Below are 23,548 nucleotides of genomic sequence, written 5' to 3' on the forward strand. Positions count from 1 at the left end.
TAGTTCACTTGTGAACCTGCGTGCCGAGACGGTAAAGGCCTGAGCCAATGCCGTCAAGGGCCCTTGTTCCTCAGCCTCGCCTCGTGGTCCGGCTTGGCGCGCACCCATCACCCCGCCACCATCGAGCCCGCCTCGATCGGGCCTGACCCAGAGTCGGTTAGAGGAACGACCAGTGAACGCCTACTTGCAGGATGCTCTCGATCTTGCTGGTCGAGGGCTGCTCACGAAACTGCCAGGAGTGGGTCCCTCGCCCAGCCGGGCCGGGACGCGGGCGAGTTGCCGGCAGAACGAATGCGGCCTGGACGAGTACGAAGTCCGCCACTACGTCGGCTTGATGCGGCACGTCACCCTGGCCATTAGCACTGCCCAGTGCATAGCTGAGGTAGAAGGCGCGGGGGACCTGCGCCGTCGCCGCACGAGTGTCTCTCCCATGCCCCGTTGGGCGCATGTGTGAACAGCTGGTCGATGCGGCCGAAGCGCGGCACGTGCCGAGTGCCGTTCGCACCTCGTCCCGAAGATCTCAGCGCGTACGTGAAGTCAGACCCGTACCGACTCATGCTCGGAGCCGTCCTTCGGTTACGGTCGCGCGCAGTTCCTCACCGGAGAACTGCACGGATCCACCTCGCCACTGAGCAGGGGCGAGGCGAAGGCAATCGTCATGCCTCGGGAATATCGCTCACTCGGTCGACGGCCAGGATGGGAGCCAGGATCGGAGCCATCGCGATCTCGGTGTCGGCGGCCCAGGGAAGATGGTCGCGGTGACGGTCGTGGGCGACGACGACAAGGGTGCAGCGGGGCAGCCGTGCGCGGATGGCTTCCAGCACCGCGCGGGCAGTCGGGGCGTCCAGGCCTTCGGTGGGCTCGTCCAGGAGCAGTACGTCGGGCTCGGCCAGGAGGGCGCGGGCCAGCGCCAGGCGCCTCCGCTGGCCGCCGGACAGGTGCTCACCACGACGGCCGACGGCCCTCGCCGGACCGCCGAGGTCGGCAAGGCAGACGCCTTCGAGGGCGTCGTGGAGCTCCTGCTCGGTGGCTTCGGGGGCGGCCAGGCGGAGGTTGTCCTCGATGGTGCCGTCGAAGATGTGGTCGTCGTGGGCGACCAGGACGGTGCGACGGCTGTCGGCTCCGGCCAACTGCCTGAGGTACGTGGTCTTGCCGCTGCCGCTCGGGCCGGTGACGAGGGTCGTCGTTCCGGCGGCCGGGGCGGGCGCCGGGCGGGTACCGCTGTCGGCGGCGCGCGAGGGGAGCGACGGTTCGGCCCCCGCCGGCATCAGCCGGCTCACACGATCGGCGGCGGCCTCGACATCGGCCCAGGCGTCCGCGGCGGTGCGCAGAGGTTCGACTGTTTCACAGACCGCCGCCACGATCAGGCAGGTCAGGATCAGCAGCGGCGCGGACAGTCCGGAGCGGCTCCCCTCGGCCAGCACCGTCAGGACGGCTCCCCCGGTGACGAAACAGCCCACTGCCTGGCGTGCCGCATCACGACGGGCTCGCGCCGACGCCACGTGGGAAAGGTCCGTCAAGCGGTCGTCGATACGGCACGCCGCCGTGTCCGTGGCGCGGAACGCCACAAGCTCCATGACTGCGTCCACGGCCTCGGCCACGGCGACCCGGCAGCCGGCCTGCATCCGGGATACCCCGCGCGCGACTTCCCGGGAATGACGGAGCGTCAGCCATGGCTGCATGACCGCGAGACCGAGGACCGCGACGGCCGTGACGACTGCCGCTGCCGGTGCCACGGCTGCCAGGACGGCGATCCCGCCGAGCGCCACGACCAGCGCGGTGAGAACCGGGGACGCCACGCGCAGGACCACCGCGTCCAGCGCGTCGACGTCGGCGGTCAGCCTCGCCAGGACGTCGCCGCTGCGCAGCACGTCGGCCTCGGGGCCCGCGGATGCCGCGCGGGCGAACAGGGCGGTCCGCAGACGGGCGAGGAACGTCAAGGTGGCGACGTGGGTGGCCAGCCGATCGCCGTAACGGGCCACGGTGCGGGTCACGGCGAGTGCCCGGACCAGCGTGCCCGGGAGCATCCAGTTGAACGTTGTGGTGTAGGCGAGTCCTGCCGCTGCGCAGGTGGCGAGGAACCATCCGGCCATGGACGTCAGTGCCGCCGCCGACACCGCGGCCAGGACTCCCAGGCCCAGACCCGCGATCAGGCGGCGACGCAATGGGGCGAAGTTTCCGGCTTCACGCAGCAGACGGACGAGGTCACGACCGGGACGGCCGGTCCGGAACGCCGGAGCGGGTGATGCCTCGGGCGCCGGGACTGCGCGCCGGGGCTGCGGCACTGTCAGGGATGCCACAGCCGGGTGGAGAGCCGCAGTCTCGGAAGAACCGCGCTCATCGAGATGCCACACCCCGTCGGCTGCCGCGAGCATCGCCGGGGAATGCGTCGCGACGATGACGGTACGGCCCCGCGCCGCGTTGCGCAGGACCTCGATGAGTTCGGCTTCGGCACGGCCGTCGAGATGCGCGGTGGGTTCGTCCAGGAGCCACAGTCGGGCATCCTCGACCAGCAGCGCGCGGGCGAGGGCGACGCGCTGGGCCTCGCCGGCCGACAGCCCGGCACCTCGTTCGCCCACCTTCGTGTCCAGTCCGTCACGGAGAACGAGTCCGACCTCGTCGGCGACACCTCGCAGCGTCCGGCGGTCGGCGTCCGGGCGGCCCAGAGCGATGTTGTCGGCGACCGTCCCCGGGAGCAGCACCGGGTGCTGGGAATGCCAGACGACGTGCGGAACGCACCCGGTTTCGCCGTCGATACCCACCGAACCCGTGTCGCAGCGGAGGTAGCCGCCGATGGTGCGCAGCAACGTGGTCTTTCCCGCCCCGCTCGCTCCGGTCACCGCGATGAACGAACCGGCCTCGGCTGTCATGTCTACATCCCGCAGCGCCGGCTCACCGTCGAAGACGACGGTCACGGAGTTGACTACGACGTCCGGGGCGGATGGCGGTACGAACAGCTCCGGCACGTCGGGACCGTCCAGGAACGCCTCGACCTCGGATGCCATCGCATCGGCGTCCGCGCGCGCGTGGTAGGCGGACGCGTACGCGCGCAACGGCTGGAAGTACACCGGAACCGCGAGCAGGAGGAAAAGGCCGGTGCGCAACGACATCCGGGGCGGAAGCCAGGGGATGTCGACGTAGCCGAGCAGGGTCAGGCCGATGTACGTGGCCGCGACGGCGACCGCCATCGTCACGACCAGCTCGACCACCGCCGTCGAGAGGAAGCCGATGCGCAGCACCGCGAGACTGTCGTCGACGAGCTCGTCGCCGACCCGGGCGACCTCGTCCGCCTCGCGTTTCGACGCTCCCAGATACCGCAGCACGCCGAGTCCCTGGATCCGGTCCAGGAAGTAGCCGGAGAGCCGTTCGCGGCGCGCGAGATGACGGCGGCTCACCTCGGCCGCGCCGTGTCCGACGACGATCAGGTTGCCGACGACGATCGGAACGGCGACGGCCAGGAGCACCGCCACCGGCAGGCTGATCCACGCGACGACGGCCAGGACGAGAAGCGGGCCGGTACCGAGCGCCATGCGCGCGGGCAGATATTCGGCCAGGTAGGGGCCGAGCTTCGCGGGATGGTCGAGGACGACGACCGTCGCCTCCCCGGCTGCCGGGACACCGCCGAGCGCTGCGGAAGCCGAGCCGGGCACCGCCGGATCCTCGGGACTGTCGGCCTTGGCCCACCGCGCACGGGGACTGTCGGCTTTGGCCCACCGTGCATGGGGACTGTCGGCCTTGGCCCATCGCCCACGGGGATCGGCGACCACCGATCGCACCAACCGTCGCCGCAGAGCGAGTTCACCTTCCGAGGCGGCCCGCGCCCCTGCCAGCGCGGCCGCCCGCACCGCGACCGCCCGGATCGCCGTGGACGCCGCGAACCATCCCAACTCGGCCGCGCCACCACTGTCTCGGACGGAGACCGCGTGTACCACGGTCGCGATCCCGTATGCCTGCCCCAGCGAGGCGATCAGCGCCACCGTCCTCGCGGCAGCGGCGCGTCGCACGGCCCCCGACACCGGTTTCGCCAGTTCGGCGAGTACGCCTCGCACTATTCCAGTGCCGCGGCGGGATCAGCCGCGTCCGGCTGCGGCTCTCGCCGCCCGGCGAGAACCCACGCCGCGACCATCACGAGCGCGAGCGCGAACACGGCGGCCCAGTTGCCCCACTCCGAGTAGGCCGTGAAAGTCATCTGAGCGATCAGCAGGGCGCCGGCCCACAGTGCCACCACCAGCACCACGGCAAGGATGCGGGCGGGCCAGGGCAACGGCGGAGCCACTGCGCGCACGTGCCCGCCGCCCATGGCGACCGACCCGAGCGGGATGGCCTTCTCCACGTCGTATCCCGCGAACTTGCCGCGGAAGACCCGGTACGCCCAGACCGTGTAGGCGGCGAACAGGACCAGGAACCCGCCCATCCAGCCGAGTACGAAATGCAGCGTGCCGCTCGGCGCCGACGCCTCGTTCAGCGTCATCCCCGGCGACAGCACGATCGGATACAGCCCAAGCGGGACAGCCGCCGTCCCGCACACGGTCGCCGCGACGACGCAGACGAACGGCAGCCATTCCCGTCCGCGCCGTCGGAAGGCGAAGAACGCCCCGGCCGTCAGCAGACACGCCACGACGGTCAGCACCAGGGCGACAGCCGTCGCCGGATGGTGGGTCGCCGCCAGGTTCCGGTCCGACGCGAAATAGAGAACCCCCGCCAGGACGAGGAATACCGCCGTGACCGGCACAAGGAAGCGCCCGGCTCGCCCGGCCGAGACACCCAACTCCCCGTCCGTCTTGTGAACCAGCCACGCCGCGCCCGCCAGCGAGTACAGGGCCACCACGGCGAGCCCGGAGCAGAGGGTGAAGGTGTCCAGGAATCCCAGAGGACTGATGCTCCCGGTCAGCTGTCCGATCGGCGTCACGCCCTTGAGCAGTGCCCCGGCCATCGTGCCCTGGATGAACGCGACGAGCCCGGACGCGATGCCGAACAGCGTGCCCCACAGCGGGTCGTACGTCGGCGATGAGGCCTGCATCTCGAACGAGAACCCGCGCACCGCCAGCAGTACGAGCATGGCGATGATTCCGAGGTACAGGTGCGGCACCGCCGAGGCGAACAACAGCGGGAAGCCGGCCCACACCCCGACCGCGGAGATCAGCAGGCAGGTCTCGTTGCCGTCCCACATGGTCGCCACCAGGTCGATCATGCGACGGCGGCGCGCCGGGTCCCGCTCGGCGAAGGTCAGCACCCCGATGCCGAGGTCGTAGCCGTCCAACACCACGTAGACGGCCAGGGCCGCGAGGATGACGGCGTACCAGATCGACTCCACGGTCATGACAGTGCCTCCGCCTGCTCAGGTTCGGGCCGGGGCGGTCCCTCGCGGACGTAACGGCGTACGGTCCTGATCCACACGGTCGCCAGCGTCGCGTAGAGCACGGCCAGTACGGCGATCGAGACGGCGACCGGCCACGTGGCCAGCGAGGAGACGGCACCCGAGGTGCGCAGCTGGTTGTAGACCACCCACGGCTGCCGGCCGCTCTCGGCGGTCACCCATCCGCCCCAGACCGCGAACACCCCGAACGGCGTGAGCCACGTCAGCAGTCTGAGGAAACGCCGGGAGACGTACAGCCGGCCGCGCAGCCGCAGCACGACGCCGACGAGGGCGGTGGCCAGCAGACCCCAGGCGATGAAGAACATGATCCGGAACCCGTAGAACGGCCACAGGAGCGCCGGGCGCTCGTCGGCGGGGATCGTGGTCACCGGTGGCTCTTTGAACTTCATCGACCAGTCCTTGCCGATGACGACCGGCGTGATGAAGGGCACCGACACCTGCACGGTGTTCTTGTGGGCCTTCTCGTCCGGGACGATGAACAGGTTGTACTGGCTCGTGGCCTGCCAATGTCCTTCGGTGGCCAGCAGCTTGGCCGGCTGGTACGGAAGGAGCCGTCCGCCCAGGGTGTCACCGACAGCGATCTGTACCGGGAGCACAAGCAGCACCGTAGCCATCGCCACCGACACCATGCGCGCGCCCGCGTCCCGGTGGACACCCCGCCGCAGATACGACGCACCGATCCCGGCGACCAGCAGGGAGGCTCCCAGCAGAGCGCCCAGGAACATGTGCGTGACACGCCAGCCGAACAACGGGTTGAGGATCACCTCGCCCCAGTCGGAGACCCGGAACTGGCCGTTCGGCATCCGCCGGTACCCGGTCGGCGCCTGCATCCACGTGTTGGCCATCATGATCCAGGTCGTCGAGGACAGCGTGCCCAGCGAGACCATCGCCACCGAGAACATCATGACCCGCTCGCTCACCCGGTTCTCGCCGTAGATCACGACTCCGAAGAAGGCGGCCTCCAGGCAGAACGCGGTGACCACCTCCATACCGAGGAGTGGCCCGACCACCGGGCCCACGTCATGCGCGTACCGGCCCCAGTTCAGCCCCAGCTCGAAGGTCAGCACGATGCCGGTGACCACACCCAGCCCGAACGTCAGCGCGAAAATCCGCCGCCAGAACCGGAACAGGGACAGCCAGGCCGGATTGCGGGTTCGCAGCCACGCCGCGTACAGAAACAGCACGAACAGGCTGGTGCCGACGGTCATCGTCGGGAAAGTGACGTGGAAAAGTGCCGTCATCGCGAACTGGAGACGGGACAGGTCCACCAGGGAATCCGCTCCCACGATCACATTCCCGTCCGTTGTCCAGGTATCTATTCGGCACGAATGGAATCATCGAGGCATACCGTCGGACGGCACGCCACAACCGGGAGAGGCGGAAACCACCCGTTCGACGACAGGACCCCGTCGGGACTCCGACAGGACCTCGTCAGGCCCTGGGAGGGCGCCGGCTGTAAGGCGACGGGCGCGTCAGGTTCCCGCGACCAACTCCCGCACTCCCGGTCCGGGTTTGGGTTCGCCGCCGAGCTGCTCGTGCGGCACTCGCCGGATGCCGGCCAACACGGCGGGGCGCGGTATCGCGCGATGCCGAGCAGGAAGGGGTGGTCTATGTAGCTCGCGGGCGCCCGGCACGCCTTCGGGGGCTGGATTCAACCCTTGGTGACTCAGGTGGAGGCGCGGCCAGCGCGCCTAGGGCGGGGGCAGGCGATGGGCGGTCAGTGCGCGCCGACGGGGCTGGATGCGGCTTTCGAGACGCGGGCGGTGACCTGTTCGGCGATCAGACCGAGCCGCGAGGTGCACTCCGCGGTGTCCGCTCCGGTGACGACCCAGTGCGCGAGACGGTCCGCGCGGCCGCTGCGCGGCGGGCCGAGCACCGCTTTGCCCGGCCGCTGGGTCCAGGCGAAACGGTCCAGCCAGGGCTGGGACGTGAGCGTCTCTGCGGCTTTGAGCCGGACGACACGGCCCGAGGCGTCCGGGTGGAGGAAGCGGATCGCGGCGGCCTGTTCCCGGGTGGGGGTCAGGTCGGGGGTGCCGCCGGTGGCCAGGGCGGCCGCTGCCCGGGACAAGCCGATGCCCTGGGCACGGGCCACCAGTAACGGAATGAGGTCATCGGCGGGAGACGCCCCGACCTGCAGGATGAACGGTCCGCGCGAGGTCAGTCGCACATCGGCATGCACGACGCCGACGGTGAGTCCGAGCGCGGTCGTCGCCTGCGCGACGACTCGGGTGAGGCCGGCGTCCTGGAGCAGCTCGTCGTGCGCGTCGACGCTGTAACCAACCGGACAGTGGGCGCGTTCGGGGCAGAGAGTCTTGCGGGTGACGGCGACCGTCTGCACCTCTCCAGGGGAGAGGACCACGGCCTCGACGCCGACTTCCGGGCCGTCCAGGCCGAACTCCTCAATCGTCACAGTCGTGGTGAGCGGTTCAGCGCCGTTGCCTGGGGCGAGGGCCTCGTAGGCGCTGCGTACCTCGTTGTCGCAGTCCGCGCGCACCGGGCCGGTGCCCGCCGCAGGCGCAGTGAGGGAGACCGGGAAGTGGAGCGAGCGCGCGGCGGCGAGCGCGCTTTGGATGTCGTCGACCGCGTGCACCTGCATAGAAGGGACGTCGGCTTCGCGCAGGACGCCGTGGGCCCTGGACGGGTCCTCGCACGTGGCCACTGCGGAGGGGGAGTTGCCGGGCAGGCCCAAGTGCTGTGCCAGGTGGGCAGCGAGACCGGCGTGGCGAGGCTCGCTGGTGACGATCCCGTCGACCGGGTGTTCGACGGTGAACCTCCCGACCGCTGCGCCTACTTCGCTCGGGTCGGAGAGGCTGACGGAGACCTCTCCTGCCAGATAGGGGCGAGCCCAGGGCGGGATGACGGCGTCGACCAGAACCACCGGATGGGACGCGGCGATCTGCAGGAGGCTGTGGGCGTGATACTCGCGGATGCCGGCACCCACCAGCAGTACCGGGCGGCGTTGCGATGTGTGCACGGCGGGGCCCTTCGGATGTAAAGGGTAGGACTACGGCGGCGGTTGCATCAGTGGAGCGAGGAGTCGGCGGACCCAGCGGTCGGCGTCCGGCTGCGGTAGTCGGCTGACAGGCACTGCGCCCTGCGCACACAGGACAACCGGACCGTCCTGGTGAAGGGCGAATGGCTGAGGGGCGATGCCCTCTTGCCGCGTGTCGCACACCAGGGACACAAACCGCTGCCGCCTAGCTAGGTCCTGTAGTCACATTCCCGTCGTCGCCCGGAGGGCGGCCTCGCGCCCGCTGCGGCAGCAGCCTGTGTCGCAGTAGGTGCGTGCTCTCGGTGTGCCGGGCGTGGACCCTCGTACTGGACGTACTCGGGTCTGCGCCCGGTGCGGCGAGAGTGCGTGCAGGGCGTCGCGAGGCAGACGGGAATGTGATGACAGGGCCTAGGGAAGCCTCCCCCTCGCACGCCCGGCGCCCCGGTTCCTGCACAGTGCGGCGTTGAGCAGACCTGCGCCGATGCGGCTGCCAGGACCGCTGACGTACTCGCTGTTGACAGCGTGCCTTCCCAGGACTGACTGCCGCGGATCACGCCTGTTCATTCGCCCTCCCGTTATCCCCCGTAGGCGTCGACCACGCCCCAACTCCCCCCAGGCCCGGTTCGACGGCGCGTACGCGAACGGAGCCCCTTGCGGTGGCCCGCCCGCACAGGCGCGCGGCCTTCCACCATCCGCAACTGCACGGTCACTGAGGCGAGTTAGGCATACTCAAAGGGTTGCGCACGAAGATTGCAAGGTACAAAGTTTGCACTACCTACAGGTTGAAGAAAGTGCCGGAAGGGGGATTCCATGGCTCGCGAAAGGTCTGGCAGGACCGTCGCGCACCTCGTCCTCGCCACCCGGCTCAAAACCCTGCGCGAAGCCGCAGGGATTTCCCGAGGCGAGGCTGCCACCGCACTCGGAGCCCACACGGCAACCGTCCGCCGTATCGAACTGGCCGAGACATCCCTGGATGAGGGCCAGGTCCACACCCTGCTGACGGCGTACGGCGCGGGCGCTGCCGAAATCGAGGAGTTCCTCGGGCAGCTCGCGACTGCCAACCTCCCCGGGTGGTGGCATCCGTGGCGGTCTGTCATGGACGCATGGCAGCTGGACCTGATGAGTGTGGAGTCCGCGACCCGGATCATCCGCGTGTGGGAGCCGGCCCTCGTTCCTGCCCTGCTGCGAACACCGTCCTACGCCCGCGCTGTCGAAGACGTCCGCAGACCTGAGCTGTCCCCCGCGGACAAGGACCGGCGGACCGAGCTGCTCATAGAACGCCAAAAGCGGTTGCGTGACCAGAACACGCGCATCTGGGCAGTCATGTCAGCCGCGGCGCTGCGTACGTCCGTGGGCGGCGAGGCAGTGATGGCCGAGCAATGGCAGGCGCTGAGGGCAGCTGTCGAGCGTCCCGATGTGACCTTGCAGATTCACCCGCTGGAAGGGCCCTGCCACAGCATGACCGGCATGCCGACCGTGACCCTGTACCGGGTCGACGTACCAGAGATCCCTGATCACGTGGTCCGTGAGGGAGACCTGCCCGGATCCGCCGAAGTCCTGAACAGCAGGCACGCGGTGACGGCGTATCACGTGCTGCTGGACCACACCTGCGTTGTCGCACCTCATCCTGACGAATCGAAGGAAGCGTTGTCATGACCGAACCGACCCGCCCGTCCCCGCAGATCGACACGTCCGTCGCTCATAGCGCGCGCGTCTGGAACTACTGGCTGGGTGGGAAAGACCACTACCCCGCCGACCAGGCCGCCGGCGACGCCTACAGCAGCAAGTACCCCAAGATCGTCCCGTTCGCCGGGGAGTCCCGGGACTTCCTGCGGCGCACCACCACGTACCTGGCCAGGGAAGCCGGGATCCGGCAGTTCATCGATCTGGGTGCCGGGCTGCCCACCAGCAACAACACCCATGAAGTCGCACAGCGGATCTCGCCCGACTGCCGAGTGGTCTACATAGACCACGACCCCATCGTGCTGCTGCACGTCCATGCGCTCCTCACCAGCACTTCCGAGGGCGCCACGGCCTATGTGCAGGCGGACATGCGGGACACGGACACGGTCTTAGCGGGTGCAGCCAAGACGCTGGACATGACCAAGCCGATCGCTCTGGTCATCAACGACGTGCTGGGCCACATCGTCGAATGGGATGAAGCTCTGGGTCTCGTGCGCCGACTCGTCGACCAGCTTCCCTCAGGCAGCCACCTGTCACTGAGCCACTCCACCGCCGCGGACGAGGAACACCAAGCGGTGCAGGACGAATACAACAGCTCGGGCGCGATTCCCTACATCTTCCGGGAGCCGTCCGTGGCCATGGAGCTCTTCGAGGGCACCGAACTGGTCGAACCCGGGTTTACGAGCTGGCCGCGCTGGCGTCCCGACGCGAACACCGGCCTCCTTACCGACCGCGCGGGCTGGGGCGGCGTGGCGCGGATCTCATGACGTCGGGCCGTGTGGGACCCGCGCCCGCCTCTCCCGTAGAGGTGACGCGGTATCAGGTGGTGCGACGACTCACGCGGGCAGCGGCCCACTCGGACGCTCAGCTGATCGATGAGGCCGCGGCCCTGGCCGAGGGCTGGGCGGTCCTCATGGACCTCATGGGCGTCGTCGTCTGTAGTGCCCCCCACACCGCCGGACCCGAGGGGGTGCGTGCTGCCGCGCACCCCCAGCTCCACCCGCACCTGACGATCCGCAAGATGACCGGCGCCGCCCTCGTCGTCGGACCCGGCACAGCAGCACCCGCATCCCGCATCGACCTGATCGCGCGGACCACCGTTGATCTGCTCAGAATGCGGGCCCGGGTTCGCCGGGCGGAAGAAACCCACCACGCTGAGCAGCGGCTGCACACCGCGGTCCTGCACCTCCTGCTCAGCGGCCAGCCTCACCTGGCCACCAACGTGCTGGGCGGCGCCGCGTTCACCCATGCCACGGTGTTCCGGCTGACCGGACAGTCGGTGCACGCCGCCTACCAGGCTCACTGGCGAACGGCTCAGCCCAGTGTGTCCCCCAGTGACCCCCGCATGCTGGTGTGCGTGGAGGGAAACGAGTTGGTGGTCCTCGCGCTCCACGGCAACGGCACAGACCGCCACTCGGCCCGCCCACTCGTCGCGCGCATCGCCGACCGGCATCAGCTGGCCGGGGGCTTTTCGGACCCTTTGCCGCTGGACATGGTCGCCACCGCGTGGGCCGAGGCCGGCAATGCCCGTCACGGCGCACGTGCCGGCCGCCTGACGTCCGCGACCGTCCTGGGTTCGCGCGGACTGCTCCGGGTCATTCCCGACCATCGGCTCACCTCCTGGTCCGCAGCAATCCTCAAGCCCCTGGACCGCGAGCAGCGCAGGACGCTGGAGGCGTACCTGCGTTCGGGATCCGCTCAGGCCGCCGCATCGGTGCTCGACGTGTCCGAAGGCACGGTACGCACACGGCTGCGCGGAATCGGTACTCTGCTTGTCGCCGAGTTGGACAACCCCACCGTGCAGGCACAACTCCTGCTGGCGGTACGGGCCCCGGCCGCCCCCAGCCAGATCACCTCCTCCACCCGCCTTGTTCCCAGCCCCCCGCTGCCTACTGGTCTGCTCACCCCCGAGCACGCCCACCGCTGGGCCTCGGCCCTTCTCGAACCAGTGGACCAACCGCTGCGTATCGCCCTTCGATGCTGGCTCCAACACCGTGGACGTACGGCTCCCGCTGCCTCGGAACTGAGTCTGAGCCGAAGCACGCTCACCGACTGGATGAGCAAATGCGGCAGGGCGCTGTCCCTCGACCTGTCATCCGCGACAGTACGGGCGGAACTCCACCTGGCCGCCGAGACGATCGCCACTCCCGACGACACCCCGGCTCTGCTGCCACGCCGAGGAGGCAGAACGTATCGAGGGCAACGGCCTTACTGATTGACGGATTTCAGCGGCCACCGCACCACGTGAAAACTCCAGTGCTGCGACGAGCTCGGCGGGCTTTTGGCAGCCGAGTGTTGTGCGATGGCGGCTATTGAGTGCGGCGGCTGCGTAGTAAAGCTCCTCAGTGTTGTAGATCGAGAGGACGGAAGACGCCGGGACGAACCTGCCCCTCGGGTCAGCGGTGGGCGGCATACCGGTAACTGCGGACCGTACCGAGCGACAGCCCAATCAGTTCATCGGCGTGGATCTTGAGCGAGGCATCGACCGATCGTGCTTGTGACCGCGCCCGAACTCGCTCGGGTGTCTCTGTTTCACATGGGTTGAGCCACTGTTGGATCTTTTTGCGAATCCGTCGGGTCTGATCGACGAGTACCGGGCCATGGTCTACCCGGTGCTGATTGGCGGTGGCATTCCGTACTTTCCCCATCGCGAGCGCCGGGTGGATCTCGAACTCGTCGAGACCCGCACCTTCAGCTCGCGAGTCGTCTACCTCCGTTACCGCGGGGCGCGTTAGCCGGGGGCGTGCGCGGCTCAGCGAGGAGGGGATCGCCGGGCTTGAGCGGGAGTCGGCACGGGGGTCCGCCACTCTGCGCCGACATGCAGTTCGGCGGGCCGATCGTGCTGCTCCGGAACAACGTTCGCATCCACCTCACCTCGCCTCGCCCATGCACGCGTTCTTCGCGTACGGGAGCTCGTGGAGGTCGTCCTCACCCCGAACCCGTTCGGAGAACGCGTCTCCGACGAGTTGTTCGCCAAGGCATCCGCCCTCTACGACGACGAGGCGATCTGGCCGCTCACCACGGTGCTCGGCCACTTCTCCTTGTTCGTCCCGGTCGTTCTCATCGGCAATCAGCGGCCTGCTGATGCAGTGCGCCTGAGCGTCAGCGCCCGGTCTCCTCACGGCGGCAGTACAGGAAGAGGTGCGGTTCGGGGTCGGCGCCGGGGTGGTCCGGGACGAAGGTGGTGCCGTGGCGGGACAGGACCGTCAGCCCTGCCGCCTCCACCATGGCGGTGACGTTCTCCTCGGCGAAGCTCGTCGCGCGGACCGGCCGACCCATGAAGACCACCTCGACGTCCTCCACGTCCGCGGGCACGGTGGCCAGTACCAGATGCCCGCCGGGCCTCAGGGCCAGAGCCAGGCGTCGCGTCACAGCCGACTGCTCGGCGCGGGTCATCTGCAGCAGCGAGAAGAACACGCACACGCCGTCGAACGAGTCGGCCTCCAGCGGGAGAATCCGGATGTCGACACAGCGGAAATCGGCCTCGGGGACCTGACGGGCGGCGAGTTCGACCATGACGGGGGAGACATCGACGCCCAGCACCGAGTGCCCTGCCTCGATGAGCGCGGCCGCGGTGGGCCGCCCGGTGCCGCTGCCCACGTCCAGCGTTCGCGCGGCGGGGGGCAGCCGCTCGATCAGCCACTCCAGCGCGGACAGATGGGCGGGAGCATGGGCGAATGCCTTCTCATAGTCCTGGCCCAGCGCGTCGAACAGCACGGCGGCGGGCGGTCGTTGGTCCTCGTGCCTCACCTCGGTGTCCCTTCGTCGCCGACCTGCATCGTCGCACCCGCCGGACACCTGCCACAACGGCCGCTGAGGAACGACGTGCGGCGGCGATTGAAAGAGGCGGTGGGGAAGCCGTCCGGGTAGTACCTCAGCTGGAAGATCCGCACCCGCTGCCCGCCGGTGACCTTGATGTCGATCCCGCCGCCACCGCCACGCCCGTTGAGCGTCCAGAGCGTCGCGGTGGCGTCGTACATGCAATGCGGCGCTGACCGGCATGCCGTCGCAGCCCCGCAACCGGAGCCCGGCCGCCGACCGGGCGGGCTTCACGTCGTGGTTCGGCCTCCCGTGATCCGGAGCCTGATCGTGCGCGCCTCCGGGCGCAGCGCGAACTCCGGCCATACGTCGGGGCCGCAGGCGCGGGAGCCGAGGCCGTGCTGGGCCGCGTCGATGATCAGGTGACTGGTCGTCGAGCCGGGGAGCTCGAAGGGATGCCGGGCCTCGGCGATCTGCTGAGGGGTGTGGCGGCTGAGAGTGAAGCCGGGACGCCGGCCCTGGGTGTCGGGCAGGGCGGTGATGCGCACCACCCGCTCCGCACCGCTGGTCAGCGTCAGGTGCCGCAGCCGGGAGCGGTGCCCGGTTTCCTGGGGGCGCGCGTAGTCGACCGAGAGATCGCCGACCGGGGAGGCGAAGAGTCCCGTGCGTGCCGCGTGGAGACTGTCGGGGTAGGACTCGAACGGGCCCAGCCCGAACCACTCGGCACCGTCGACGGGAGCCGTGCCGTCGGGCAGGCCGAAGTGCACACCGATCCTCGGCCACACCGTCCGCCAGCCGCTCGACGGTTCGATCTCGACGCGCAGTTCGAGTTCGCCCCCCTCGACCGACCAGACGGTCTCCACCGTCACGGACAGGGCGGAGTTCGCGGCGGAGACCTTGTCGACGGTGCGCAGGGCGTCCGTCGCGTGCTCCACGGTGACCCTCCGCGCGCTGAGCCGGTCCAGGCCGTCCCGGCGCCACAGGTCGGCGCTGGACACCCCGGCGACACTGGCGTCGCTCCCTTCGAGGCGGTCCCCCGGACCCTCGTCGTTGTCGGTCGGGGCGCGGAACAGTTCCAGACGCGGTCCGGTCACGGCCCGGCCGGCGAGACGGGTGAGCGACCCGTCGGCGAACTCGGCAATTCCGAGGGCGAGGGTGCCGTCGCCGGGCCGCCAGTCGGTGCGCGGACGGGCGCGGGGGACCGGCCGCCGTACCGAGTGGTCGTGCTGGGCGGTCGCTACGACATGCCCCTGGTCCGCCCAGGCGGTGCCGGTTGCCAGCACCGCGTCGATGGTGAACCAGGTCTCGGCGTCCGGGGACACCGTGACCCGGGGGAGCGTCACCCGGCCCGACTCGCCCGCCGAGACCGCGGGGACGTCCAGCTCGCCCGAGTCCATGGGCACTCCGTCGTGCTCGACCCGCCAGCGAAACCGCAGATCCGACGTGTCGGCCGAGTGTCGCAGGTTCGTGATCGCGACCTTCTCGCCGTCGAAGGCGAAGCGGAGCGGCTGCACGACCGCCTTGAACTCGTGGAGGCTGGGCGTGGGGACGTCGTTGCTCAGCAGCATGCCGTCCATCACGAAGTTGCCGTCGTGCACGACCTCGCCGAAGTCGCCGCCGTAGGCGTAGTACGGCGTTCCGTCCGGGGCCGTCGCCAGGAGGCCGTGGTCCCGCCACTCCCAGACGAAGCCGCCGTGCAGCCGCGGATACTCGTGTACGAGCGCCTCGTACTGATCGAACGCGCCCGGCCCGTTGCCCATCGCGTGGGCGTACTCGCACAGCAGGAATGGTTTGCCGCGCTGGCGGGCGCTCTGCGCGGGGGTGCAGTCCAGGAGCGTGGACGAAGCGTCGTCGGTGCCGACCCGCTCGGTCTCCGGGACCGTCGGGTACATGAGTGAGTAGATGTCCGTGTACTCGCCCGTGTGGTCGCCCTCGTAGTGCACCGGTCGCTCGGTGTCCCGGGCGTGGACCCATGCCGACATCGCGGCGAGGTTGCTGCCGGTGCCCGCCTCGTTGCCGAGGGACCAGATGACGACGCTGGGATGGTTCTTGTCCCGCTCGACGGTCCGCTGGATGCGGTCGAGGTAGGCCGGGCGCCACGCCGGGTCGTCGCTCGGGTTGCCGACCCAGCCGAGATTGTCGAAGCCGTGTGTCTCCAGGTCGCACTCCAGGACGACCCAGAACCCGAGTTCGTCGGCGAGGTCGAGGAGCCGTGGGTGCGGAGGGTAGTGGCTGGTGCGGATGGCGTTCAGGTTGAACCGCTTCATCCGGGCGAGGTCCTCGCGCGCATGCCGCTCGTCGAAGACCCGGCCGCGCTCGGGGTGCGTCTCGTGACGGTTCACCCCGTGGAAGACCACCCGGCGGCTGTTGACCAGGAATTGGTCGCCGCGGATCTCGACCGTGCGGAAACCCACCCGCAGGGCGATGCTCTCCGCCGCCGAGGAGACCGTCGCCTCGTACAGGCGCGGCTCCTCCGCCGACCAGGGCTCCACCTCGGCCACGTCCAGTGGGGCCACCTCGGCCGCCGTCGCCCAGACCCGCTCGACGCCGAGCTCGGGGATCCGCAGGGTGACGGGGAAGGCCGACGCGTCGGCGGTGACCTCCGGGTCGATCCGGCCCTGCCCGGCGGCGTAACCGGTCCTGAGCCAGACATCCTCGATGCCCCCGGCCGGCCGGGCGAGGAGGGTGACGTCGCGGAAGATCCCCGGCAGCCACCACTGGTCCTGGTCCTCGACGTAGCTCGCCGCGGACCACTGGTGCACCCGCACCGCGACGACGTTGTCACCCGGACGCACCGCGTCCGTCACATCGAACTCGTGGGCGAGCCGGCTGCCGCTGGCGCCGCCGGCCTCCACACCATTGACCCACACCGTGAAGAGCGACTCGACCCCGTCGAACCGCAGCACGATCCGCTCGGTGTCCGACCAGCCGTCGGGAAGGTCGAAGTGGCGGCGGTAGTCGCCCGTGGGGTTCTCGTCCGGGACATGGGGCGGATCGATCGGGAACGGGTACTGGATGTTCGTGTAGAGGGGCCTGCCGTAGGCGCCGTCCCCCTCCAGCACCCAGTGCGCGGGCACCGCCAGGGTCCCCCAGCCGTCGTCGGAGAAGTCGTCGGCTACGAAGTCCGCCGCGACCGACGCCGTGGGGGACAGCCGGAAGCGCCAAGGCCCGTTGAGGGAGAGGGAAGGGGCGTCGGAGTGCAGCCACGAGCGCGCCGGGCGCAGCGCGCCGCGCCCCGGTGCCAGGTCCGAAACATACGCGGAGAGCTCGGAGAGCAAGAGGTCACGTCTTTCTTCGTGGGGGCTCGGTGGACGTCGCCCGTGCCGTGGCGGAGGTGGGGGTCGGTGACGGCCGGTTCGTACGGCTGGTGGCGGGTGTGGGGGTTGGGGTGGGGGTGGTCGGTCGTGCCCGGTGTGTCTGGGCGGTGGCGGGTGCGGGAGCAGGCCGCGGTCGGTGCGTACGGCTGCCGACGTGTCGAGGTGTCGGTCGCGGCCGGTTCGTACGGCCCGGGCCCGTGGCGGGTGTGCGCGCCGGTCGTGTTGAGTTCGTGCGACTGGTACGGCTGTCGGCGGGATGCGGTGCTGGTCACGCTCGGCTCGTCCGGCCCGCGGTGGGACCGCGTGTCGGTCGCCCCCGGTTCGTACGATCCGCCACGGGACCAGATGACGTTCACGGTCGGCTCGTGGGGCCCGTGGGGTGCTGCCGCCTCAGCACGACCGTGCGGATCTCCCAGGGCGCGAGGGCGAGTTCGAGGCCGTCCTGCGCCGGAGTGGTGGAGAGCGGCCGGCCGAGCAGGTCGACGGTGGTGGCCTCGGTGAAGTCACCCGTCAGACGGGCGGTCGACCCGGTGTCGCTCAGCGCGGCGAGCCGGACCTCGATGCCGTCCCCGACTCCGTGCCCGTTCCCGGCTCCGTGCCCGTCGGCGGGAACCCTGCGGATGCTGGCGACGAACACGTCCTTGCCGTCGACCCGTACGCCGCTCATGTCGGCCGGCAGGGTGCCACCGGCGGGTGCGGTACCCCGCGTGACGAGCACGTCGTTGCGGAACTCCTCGGCGAGGGCGACCGCGTCCGCGGCCTGCCAGCCGGTGGCCGAGGGCAGGACGGCGAGCCGGTTCTCGATGCGCATACCGAGGTCCTGTGCGCCCGGGGTGGGGATCTCGCTCGCCGCGGGCTCGTCGCGCAGGGGGTGGATGTTGACGCTGATCGAGCCGATCGCGCGCAGCAGCGTGAGGGCCAGCGCCGAGCCGTCGTCGACGAGTTCGTACTCGCTGGAGTGGTCGAGGAGGACGGTGGCCGGCCCGGCGGACACGAACGTGCTCGCCGGGAAGGTCGGGAGCGGGTACTCGCCCCAGCCGCCCTCCGCGGTGAGCCCACGTTCGGTGACGGCGAACTGGCCGGCGGAGGCGGACGTGGTCACGGGCCGGGGCAGCGGCAGATGGAAGCGCAGCCGGTGGTCGGCGGACCGGTTGAGGAAGGCGGTCGAGATCCGCACGAACGGCTCGCCCGTGCGCAGCTCCACCAGCATCTCCACCGGCGTCGGGACGGTGGTACCGCCGCGCACGTCACGGTCGGCAGCGAGCGCGGCGGGCCACTCGTAGACGCGGGTGACGCGCAGCCGGGACCGCAGCGGCCCGTTCTCGACGAGCTCGACGCCGACCTGGGTCGGCTCCGACACCAGCGTGTCCCGGGCCGGGGGAGCGTAGTTGTAGCTGTCGCCGCGGTCACCGCCGTCGACCAGGCGGCCCACCCCCGACAGGACTGTGCCGTCCGCGCCGGTCACGACCAGGGTGCCGTCGGCGGCCACCACCACCTCGACCAGGCCGTTCGACAGCACGTCCGCCGACGGCGTCACGGTGGCCGTGGCCGGCGTGAGCCGTGGCGCGGGGACGCTGTTCCCGTCGGCCGCCGAGACCCGGACAGTGGTCAGCCCGGAGGCGGGCACGTGCACCGGCACCAGCGCGGTCGCCCGCGCCTCGGCCAGCGTCCGCACCTGCCACTCGCCCGGATGCGCGGCTGCCGCGGCGGCGACCTCGCGACGCAGGATCAGCAGGTCGAACGGCCCGCTGGCCGGCACCTCGGCGAGATGGAACACCAGTGAGCCCGGGGTGAGTTCGTACCGGTCGATCAGCAGTCCGAACAGTTCCCGGCGGTGGATACGGCGCAGTACGCGTTCGAGCTGCGAGGCGTCCATGCGCTCGTCGCTGAGCACGGTCGGGTCCTTGGAGATCAGCTGCACGGGTTGCGCCGACCCGTCGGCGCCGGTGGCGACGAGCGCGGCACCGGCAGCCGGGGCCAGGACATCCACCTCGACCAGCACCGTGCGCGGCGACGGCAGCGGGTTGGCCACCAGGTAGGCGTCGCTCGGCACCCGGGCGGCGGGCTCGGCGAGCGCAGCGTCCCGCACGGCACGGGCGGTCTGCGCGGCCTCGGCGAGCCGCGCCGCGACCTGGTCGCAGGTCTCGTCGGTGCCGGATCCGACCACCGAGTCGTGCGCGGTGGACTCGATGATCTTGTGCCAGGCGAGGGAGAGGAAGGCCGAGTCGTCGCGTCGCGACCACAGCGCGTTCAAGCGCTCGGCATGGTCGACGGTGCGCTCCGCGAGGGCCATCCGCTGCTTGAGCCCGAGCCGCACGGACAGCACGCCCGGCAGAATGTTGCCCCGCACATGGCTGCGCAGCTCACCGGTGACGACGGAGGTCACCTCGTCGCGGACCTGGCCCCGGATGTACTCGTCGAGGGTGGCGACGGTGATCGGCAGCTCCGCGCAGGACGCCTTGCGCAGCCAGGCCGCCAGCTGCGGGTCGGGCGCGTTGTGGTCGGTGCCCGCCATGGCCAGCACCGGATCGCCGCCCCACCGCGCGGCCGTCATCTCCGCGTACTCGCCGAGCGCGCGGCCGATCTGGTCCGGCACCAGGAGGACGTCCAGGCCGTTGTCGTAGCCGTCGAAGAGGAACTCGGTGCGCACCTCGGAGCCGTCCGGGGCGCGCCACTGGAAGGCGTGCCCCTCGACCGAGCCGGGCACCCCGCGCCACAGCGCCGCGTGCTCGATCCCGGCGCGTGCCAGGATCTGCGGCATCTGCGCGACGTGGCCGAACATGTCCGGCAGATAGCCGATGGGCATCGCGCCGCCGAGTCGCTCCGCCGCCGCCCACCCCATCTGGAGATTGCGCACGATGGTCTCGCCGGAACACAGGAACTCGTCGAGCAGGATCAGCCACGGTCCGATCGCCAACCGGCCCTCGTGGACCAGGGCCACCAGCCGCTCGCGGTTCTCCGGACGCATCTCCAGGTAGTCCTCGACCGCGGCCATCTGACCGTCGACGGTGAACCGGAAGTCCGGGTTGGCCTCCAGCGTCTCCAGCACGGTGTCCAGGGCGGTCACCAGCCGGTGCCGGAAGACCTGGAAGGGCTCGTACCACTCCCGGTCCCAGTGGAAGTGGGGGACGAATACTGCGGAGTTGGGCATGGCGGGGCGGACCTTCTGTGCGGAGTGGGGGACGGGAGCGGTCACTTGAGGGAGCCGGCGGCGAGGCCGGTGCGCCAGAACCGCTGGAGGACGATGAACAGGATGATCACGGGCACGATCGACACCAGCGAGCCCATGATCACGGACTCCTGGAGGAGCGGGGTGCGGGCGGTCTGCCCGTTCCAGGTGAAGAGGCCGAGCGTGATCGGGAAGAGCTCCTCTTTCTGGAGCATCACCATCGGGAGGAAGAAGTTGTTCCAGATGCCGACGAACTGGAACAGGAAAATGGTCACCAGCGCCGGGGACATCAGTCTGAACGAGACCGAGAAGAACGTGCGGAACTCGCCGGCACCGTCGAGGCGCGCCGACTCGATGAGTTCCTGCGGCACAGCGGCGTTCGCGAAGATCCTCGCGAGATAGACGCCGAACGGGCTGACGATGCTGGGCAGGAAGACCGCGAAGTAGGTGTTGACGAGTCCGACCTCGGAGAACAGCAGGAACAGCGGCAGCGCCAGCGCGGTGCTGGGGACCAGCACACCGCCGAGAATCACCGAGAAGAGGAACTCCCGGCCGCGGAAACGGAACTTGGCGAGCGCGTAGCCGCACAGCGCCGAGATCAGGGTGCCCACGGCCGCGCCCAGCACCGCGTAGACGATCGTGTTGACGATCCATCGGGCGAAGATGCCGTCGTTGAAGGTGAACAGGGTGTGCAGGTTGTCGAACAGCTGGAAGTTCGAGAACATCAGGCCGCTGGTGGAGGCGAGATCGCCCTGCGGTTTGGTCGCCGCGACGATCAGGAAGTACAGCGGCAGCATGAAGTAGATCGCCAGCACGAGCATCAGGGCCATGACGGCCGTACGGCTCACGCGGCTTTCCTGGTCACGGGGTTGCTTGTTCACAGTCCCGCCCTCTTGGAGGTCAGTCGCATGAACCCGAAGCTCAAGACGAAGGTGATGACGGCGACGACCACCGAAATGGCGGCTGCCTGCTGGTAGTTGTTCCCGACGGCCACGGTGTACGCCAGCATGTTCGGGGTGAACGTGCTGGAGATGTTCGAGGAGATCTGACGCAGCACGGCCGGCTCGGAGTACAGCTGGAGTGTGCCGATGATCGAGAACACCGTGGTCATGACGATGGACGGGGCGATGATCGGGACCTTGATGCGCCAGGCGATGGCCCAGTTGCCGGCCCCGTCGATCCTCGCGGCCTCGTAGAGTTCCTGCGGGATGGACTGAAGCGCCGAGAACATGATCAGCATGTTGTAGCCGGTCCACAGCCAGGTCGAGATGTTCGCCGCCGACCACAGCACGGCACCCGGGCCCAGGAAGTCCGGCTTCAGACCGATGCCGTTCAACAGGTCGACGATCGGGCTGAGTTGCGGCGAGTAGAGATACGACCACATGATCGCGGCGATGACGCCGGGCACCGCGTACGGCATGAACGCGGCGGTGCGGAAGAACCCCTTGAGCTTCAGCAGGTGGGTGTCCAGGAGCAGCGCCATGACCAGCGCGGTGAACAGCATCACGGGCACCTGCACGATGCCGAACAGGCCGATACGGCCGATGCTGGCCCAGAACTCGTCGTTCTGGAACACCTCGACGTACTGCTCGAAACCGCCGAACGTCGTGTACGAGGTGCCGTACTGGCCGCCGGAGCGGCGTACCACGCGGAAGCTCTGCCAGAGCGCGTAGCCGATGGGCACCAGGTAGAAGAGGACGAACGGCAGGAAGAAAGGCGTCACGAACGCGACGATGGTGCCGGCCCGGGGGCCGCTGACGTCCAGACGCGGACGGCGGCGGCCCCGGGGCGGTGGTGACACCGCGTCGGTGGGGCGGGTGGCGATGTCGGTCATTCTGAGGTCACTTACCCGCCGTAGCCGGGATCGCCAAGTCGTCCATCGACTTCAGCGCGGAGGCCTGGGCAGCGGCGAGCGCGTCGGTCAGCTTGCCGTCCCCGGCCACCGCCTTGGACATCGCGTCCTGCAGTGCCAGGTTCACCGCCTTCTGGGTGGGACCCCAGCTGAAGTCGGTGTCGACCTTCTTGGACGACTCGGCGAAGACGTCGAAGATCTTCTCGTTGTTGTAGTACGGCACACCCTTGGACAGCGCCGGAAGCTTCAGCCCGTCGGTGGAGGCCGGGTACAGGCCGCCCACCTCGTTCGCCATCGCGAGCGCCTCAGGGTCGGTGTTCAGCCACGTGTTGAACTCGGCAGCCTCGTAGAGGTGCTTGCCGCCCTTCATGAACGCGACGGTCGAGCCGCCCCAGTCGCCGGAGTTGCCGTCCGCACCCCAGGTCGGCATCGGGACGATCGACCACTTGCCGGCCTGGTCGGGCAGGTTGTCACGCATCCCCGTGTAGCCCCAGGCCGCCCCGATCTGGGTGGCCATCTGGTCGTTCTGGTAGGCGGCGAACATCTGCGTCGACCCGTTGGCGAGGTCGGTACGCACGAGCTTGTCGTCGATCAGCTTCTGCCAGTAGTCGGCGACCTGCTTGCTCTTGTCCGACTCCACGGTGACGTGCCACTTGTCGGCGGAGTAGCTGTACATGTTCGCGTTGTTCTGCCAGAGGAGCCCGTTGAACCATTCGGCGTTGTTCGGGTCGAAGAACGTCATGGTGAGCTTCGGGTCCGCCTTGTGCAGCTTCTCCGCGGCGGTCGTGTACTCGTCCCAGGTCGTCGGGATCGGGACGTCGTACTTCTTGAAGATGTCGGTGCGTACGTACATGGCCATCGGGCCCGTGTCCTGTGGAAGGGCGAACACCCCGGTGTTGGCGAAGCTGGCCTGCGACCAGGTCCACGGAACGAACTTCGACTCGGCGTCGGCGGCCGTCTTGCAGGCCGAGGCGTCAACGAAGGCGTCCTGGGAGCGCAGGGTGGGCAACTGGTCGTAGCCGACCTGGGCGAGGTCCGGCGCCGTACCGGCCTTGAGGGCGTTGCCGATCGCGCCGTACTGGTCGTTGGAGATGTTCTTCGACTCGACCTGGATGTCGGGATGGTCCTTGTTCCACAGGTCGACGACCTTGTCCATGCCGTTGACGGTGTTCCAGTACTGGAGGGTGACCTTGCCCTTGGAGGGCTCACAGGAGGCGGCGGACGCGTTGTCGGACGACGAGTCCGACGACGAGCACCCGGCAAGGACGACCATGCCGGCGGCCGCGGCTGCGATGACGAGGCGAGTACGTGTGACTGTGCTGCTCATATCTTCCGTTCCAGAGAACGACTAGCGACGGTGCTAGGCGGGGTCGACGTTGACACCTGGAGGCGGCTGCCT

At 69.5% G+C, this 23,548-nt stretch carries 15 protein-coding genes and 1 pseudogene; 4 read left to right on the top strand and 12 right to left on the bottom strand.

The features are described from left to right. Positions 1–656 precede the first annotated feature (656 nt). From ACIPC1_RS12500 to ACIPC1_RS12515, 4 genes are all read right to left on the bottom strand, one after another. Positions 657–4,049: an ATP-binding cassette domain-containing protein gene (locus ACIPC1_RS12500; RefSeq protein ID WP_402516020.1), complete on the bottom strand. Its 3,393-nt coding sequence runs from the start codon at positions 4,047–4,049 to the stop codon at positions 657–659. Continuing rightward, the gene (locus ACIPC1_RS12505; RefSeq protein ID WP_402516022.1) at positions 4,049–5,320 is read right to left on the bottom strand and encodes a cytochrome d ubiquinol oxidase subunit II; all 1,272 of its coding nucleotides are present in this window, start codon (positions 5,318–5,320) and stop codon (positions 4,049–4,051) included. Before ACIPC1_RS12505 ends, ACIPC1_RS12500 begins: the two co-directional genes overlap by 1 nt. Further along, positions 5,317–6,663, bottom strand: coding sequence for a cytochrome ubiquinol oxidase subunit I (locus ACIPC1_RS12510; RefSeq protein ID WP_402516023.1), 1,347 nt, complete (start codon positions 6,661–6,663; stop codon positions 5,317–5,319). The genes ACIPC1_RS12505 and ACIPC1_RS12510 overlap by 4 nt, the downstream gene beginning before the upstream one ends. 431 nt (positions 6,664–7,094) lie before the next feature. After that, complete coding sequence (locus tag ACIPC1_RS12515) at positions 7,095–8,351, bottom strand: carboxylase (protein ID WP_402516025.1); 1,257 nt, start codon at positions 8,349–8,351, stop codon at positions 7,095–7,097. Between the two features lie 828 nt (positions 8,352–9,179). Here ACIPC1_RS12515 and ACIPC1_RS12520 point away from each other — a divergent pair. The 4 genes and pseudogenes from ACIPC1_RS12520 to ACIPC1_RS12535 form a co-directional block, all read left to right on the top strand. Further along, positions 9,180–10,025 (top strand): helix-turn-helix domain-containing protein, encoded by an 846-nt coding sequence (locus ACIPC1_RS12520; RefSeq protein WP_402516027.1) that lies wholly within the window; start codon positions 9,180–9,182, stop codon positions 10,023–10,025. Further along, positions 10,022–10,819, top strand: a complete 798-nt coding sequence (locus ACIPC1_RS12525; protein WP_402516030.1) for an SAM-dependent methyltransferase — start codon at positions 10,022–10,024, stop codon at positions 10,817–10,819. The genes ACIPC1_RS12520 and ACIPC1_RS12525 overlap by 4 nt, the downstream gene beginning before the upstream one ends. 56 nt (positions 10,820–10,875) lie before the next feature. Next, a complete protein-coding gene (locus ACIPC1_RS12530; protein WP_402516033.1) occupies positions 10,876–12,267 on the top strand; it encodes a helix-turn-helix domain-containing protein in 1,392 nt (463 codons plus the stop codon). A gap of 361 nt (positions 12,268–12,628) precedes the next feature. Beyond that, positions 12,629–12,787, top strand: a pseudogene (locus ACIPC1_RS12535) (dihydrofolate reductase family protein); the annotation flags it as partial. A 135-nt stretch (positions 12,788–12,922) separates the two neighbouring features. Here ACIPC1_RS12535 and ACIPC1_RS12540 read toward each other — a convergent pair. The 8 genes from ACIPC1_RS12540 to ACIPC1_RS12575 all read right to left on the bottom strand — a co-directional run bounded on the left by ACIPC1_RS12540 (position 12,923) and on the right by ACIPC1_RS12575 (position 23,476). Beyond that, complete coding sequence (locus tag ACIPC1_RS12540) at positions 12,923–13,087, bottom strand: hypothetical protein (protein WP_402516035.1); 165 nt, start codon at positions 13,085–13,087, stop codon at positions 12,923–12,925. 67 nt (positions 13,088–13,154) lie between these two features. Continuing rightward, the gene (locus tag ACIPC1_RS12545; RefSeq protein ID WP_402516037.1) at positions 13,155–13,802 is read right to left on the bottom strand and encodes a class I SAM-dependent methyltransferase; all 648 of its coding nucleotides are present in this window, start codon (positions 13,800–13,802) and stop codon (positions 13,155–13,157) included. After that, a complete protein-coding gene (locus ACIPC1_RS12550) occupies positions 13,799–14,032 on the bottom strand; it encodes a hypothetical protein (protein ID WP_402516041.1) in 234 nt (77 codons plus the stop codon). The genes ACIPC1_RS12545 and ACIPC1_RS12550 overlap by 4 nt, the downstream gene beginning before the upstream one ends. A gap of 69 nt (positions 14,033–14,101) precedes the next feature. Then, positions 14,102–17,089 (bottom strand): glycoside hydrolase family 2 TIM barrel-domain containing protein, encoded by a 2,988-nt coding sequence (locus tag ACIPC1_RS12555; protein ID WP_402516044.1) that lies wholly within the window; start codon positions 17,087–17,089, stop codon positions 14,102–14,104. Between the two features lie 391 nt (positions 17,090–17,480). Beyond that, complete coding sequence (locus tag ACIPC1_RS12560) at positions 17,481–20,279, bottom strand: alpha-mannosidase (RefSeq protein WP_402516045.1); 2,799 nt, start codon at positions 20,277–20,279, stop codon at positions 17,481–17,483. Positions 20,280–20,320: 41 nt separating this feature from the next. Continuing rightward, a complete protein-coding gene (locus tag ACIPC1_RS12565) occupies positions 20,321–21,127 on the bottom strand; it encodes a carbohydrate ABC transporter permease (protein ID WP_402516311.1) in 807 nt (268 codons plus the stop codon). A gap of 47 nt (positions 21,128–21,174) precedes the next feature. Beyond that, positions 21,175–22,131, bottom strand: coding sequence for a carbohydrate ABC transporter permease (locus tag ACIPC1_RS12570; protein WP_402516048.1), 957 nt, complete (start codon positions 22,129–22,131; stop codon positions 21,175–21,177). 7 nt (positions 22,132–22,138) lie between these two features. Then, a complete protein-coding gene (locus tag ACIPC1_RS12575; RefSeq protein WP_402516049.1) occupies positions 22,139–23,476 on the bottom strand; it encodes an ABC transporter substrate-binding protein in 1,338 nt (445 codons plus the stop codon). Between the last annotated feature and the right edge of the window lie 72 nt (positions 23,477–23,548).

It is taken from the genome of Streptomyces sp. NPDC087263, assembly GCF_044744645.1.
Taxonomy (GTDB): domain Bacteria; phylum Actinomycetota; class Actinomycetes; order Streptomycetales; family Streptomycetaceae; genus Streptomyces.

What these genes read in the sequence shown, in the direction of transcription:
- ACIPC1_RS12550 (WP_402516041.1), bottom strand. Translation starts at nt 14,032, where the DNA reads ATGTACGACGCCACCGCGACGCTCTGGACGCTCAACGGGCGTGGCGGT.
- ACIPC1_RS12575 (WP_402516049.1), bottom strand. Translation starts at nt 23,476, where the DNA reads ATGAGCAGCACAGTCACACGTACTCGCCTCGTCATCGCAGCCGCGGCC.
- ACIPC1_RS12570 (WP_402516048.1), bottom strand. Translation starts at nt 22,131, where the DNA reads ATGACCGACATCGCCACCCGCCCCACCGACGCGGTGTCACCACCGCCC.
- ACIPC1_RS12565 (WP_402516311.1), bottom strand. Translation starts at nt 21,127, where the DNA reads ATGGCCCTGATGCTCGTGCTGGCGATCTACTTCATGCTGCCGCTGTAC.
- ACIPC1_RS12520 (WP_402516027.1), top strand. Translation starts at nt 9,180, where the DNA reads ATGGCTCGCGAAAGGTCTGGCAGGACCGTCGCGCACCTCGTCCTCGCC.
- ACIPC1_RS12560 (WP_402516045.1), bottom strand. Translation starts at nt 20,279, where the DNA reads ATGCCCAACTCCGCAGTATTCGTCCCCCACTTCCACTGGGACCGGGAG.
- ACIPC1_RS12505 (WP_402516022.1), bottom strand. Translation starts at nt 5,320, where the DNA reads ATGACCGTGGAGTCGATCTGGTACGCCGTCATCCTCGCGGCCCTGGCC.
- ACIPC1_RS12525 (WP_402516030.1), top strand. Translation starts at nt 10,022, where the DNA reads ATGACCGAACCGACCCGCCCGTCCCCGCAGATCGACACGTCCGTCGCT.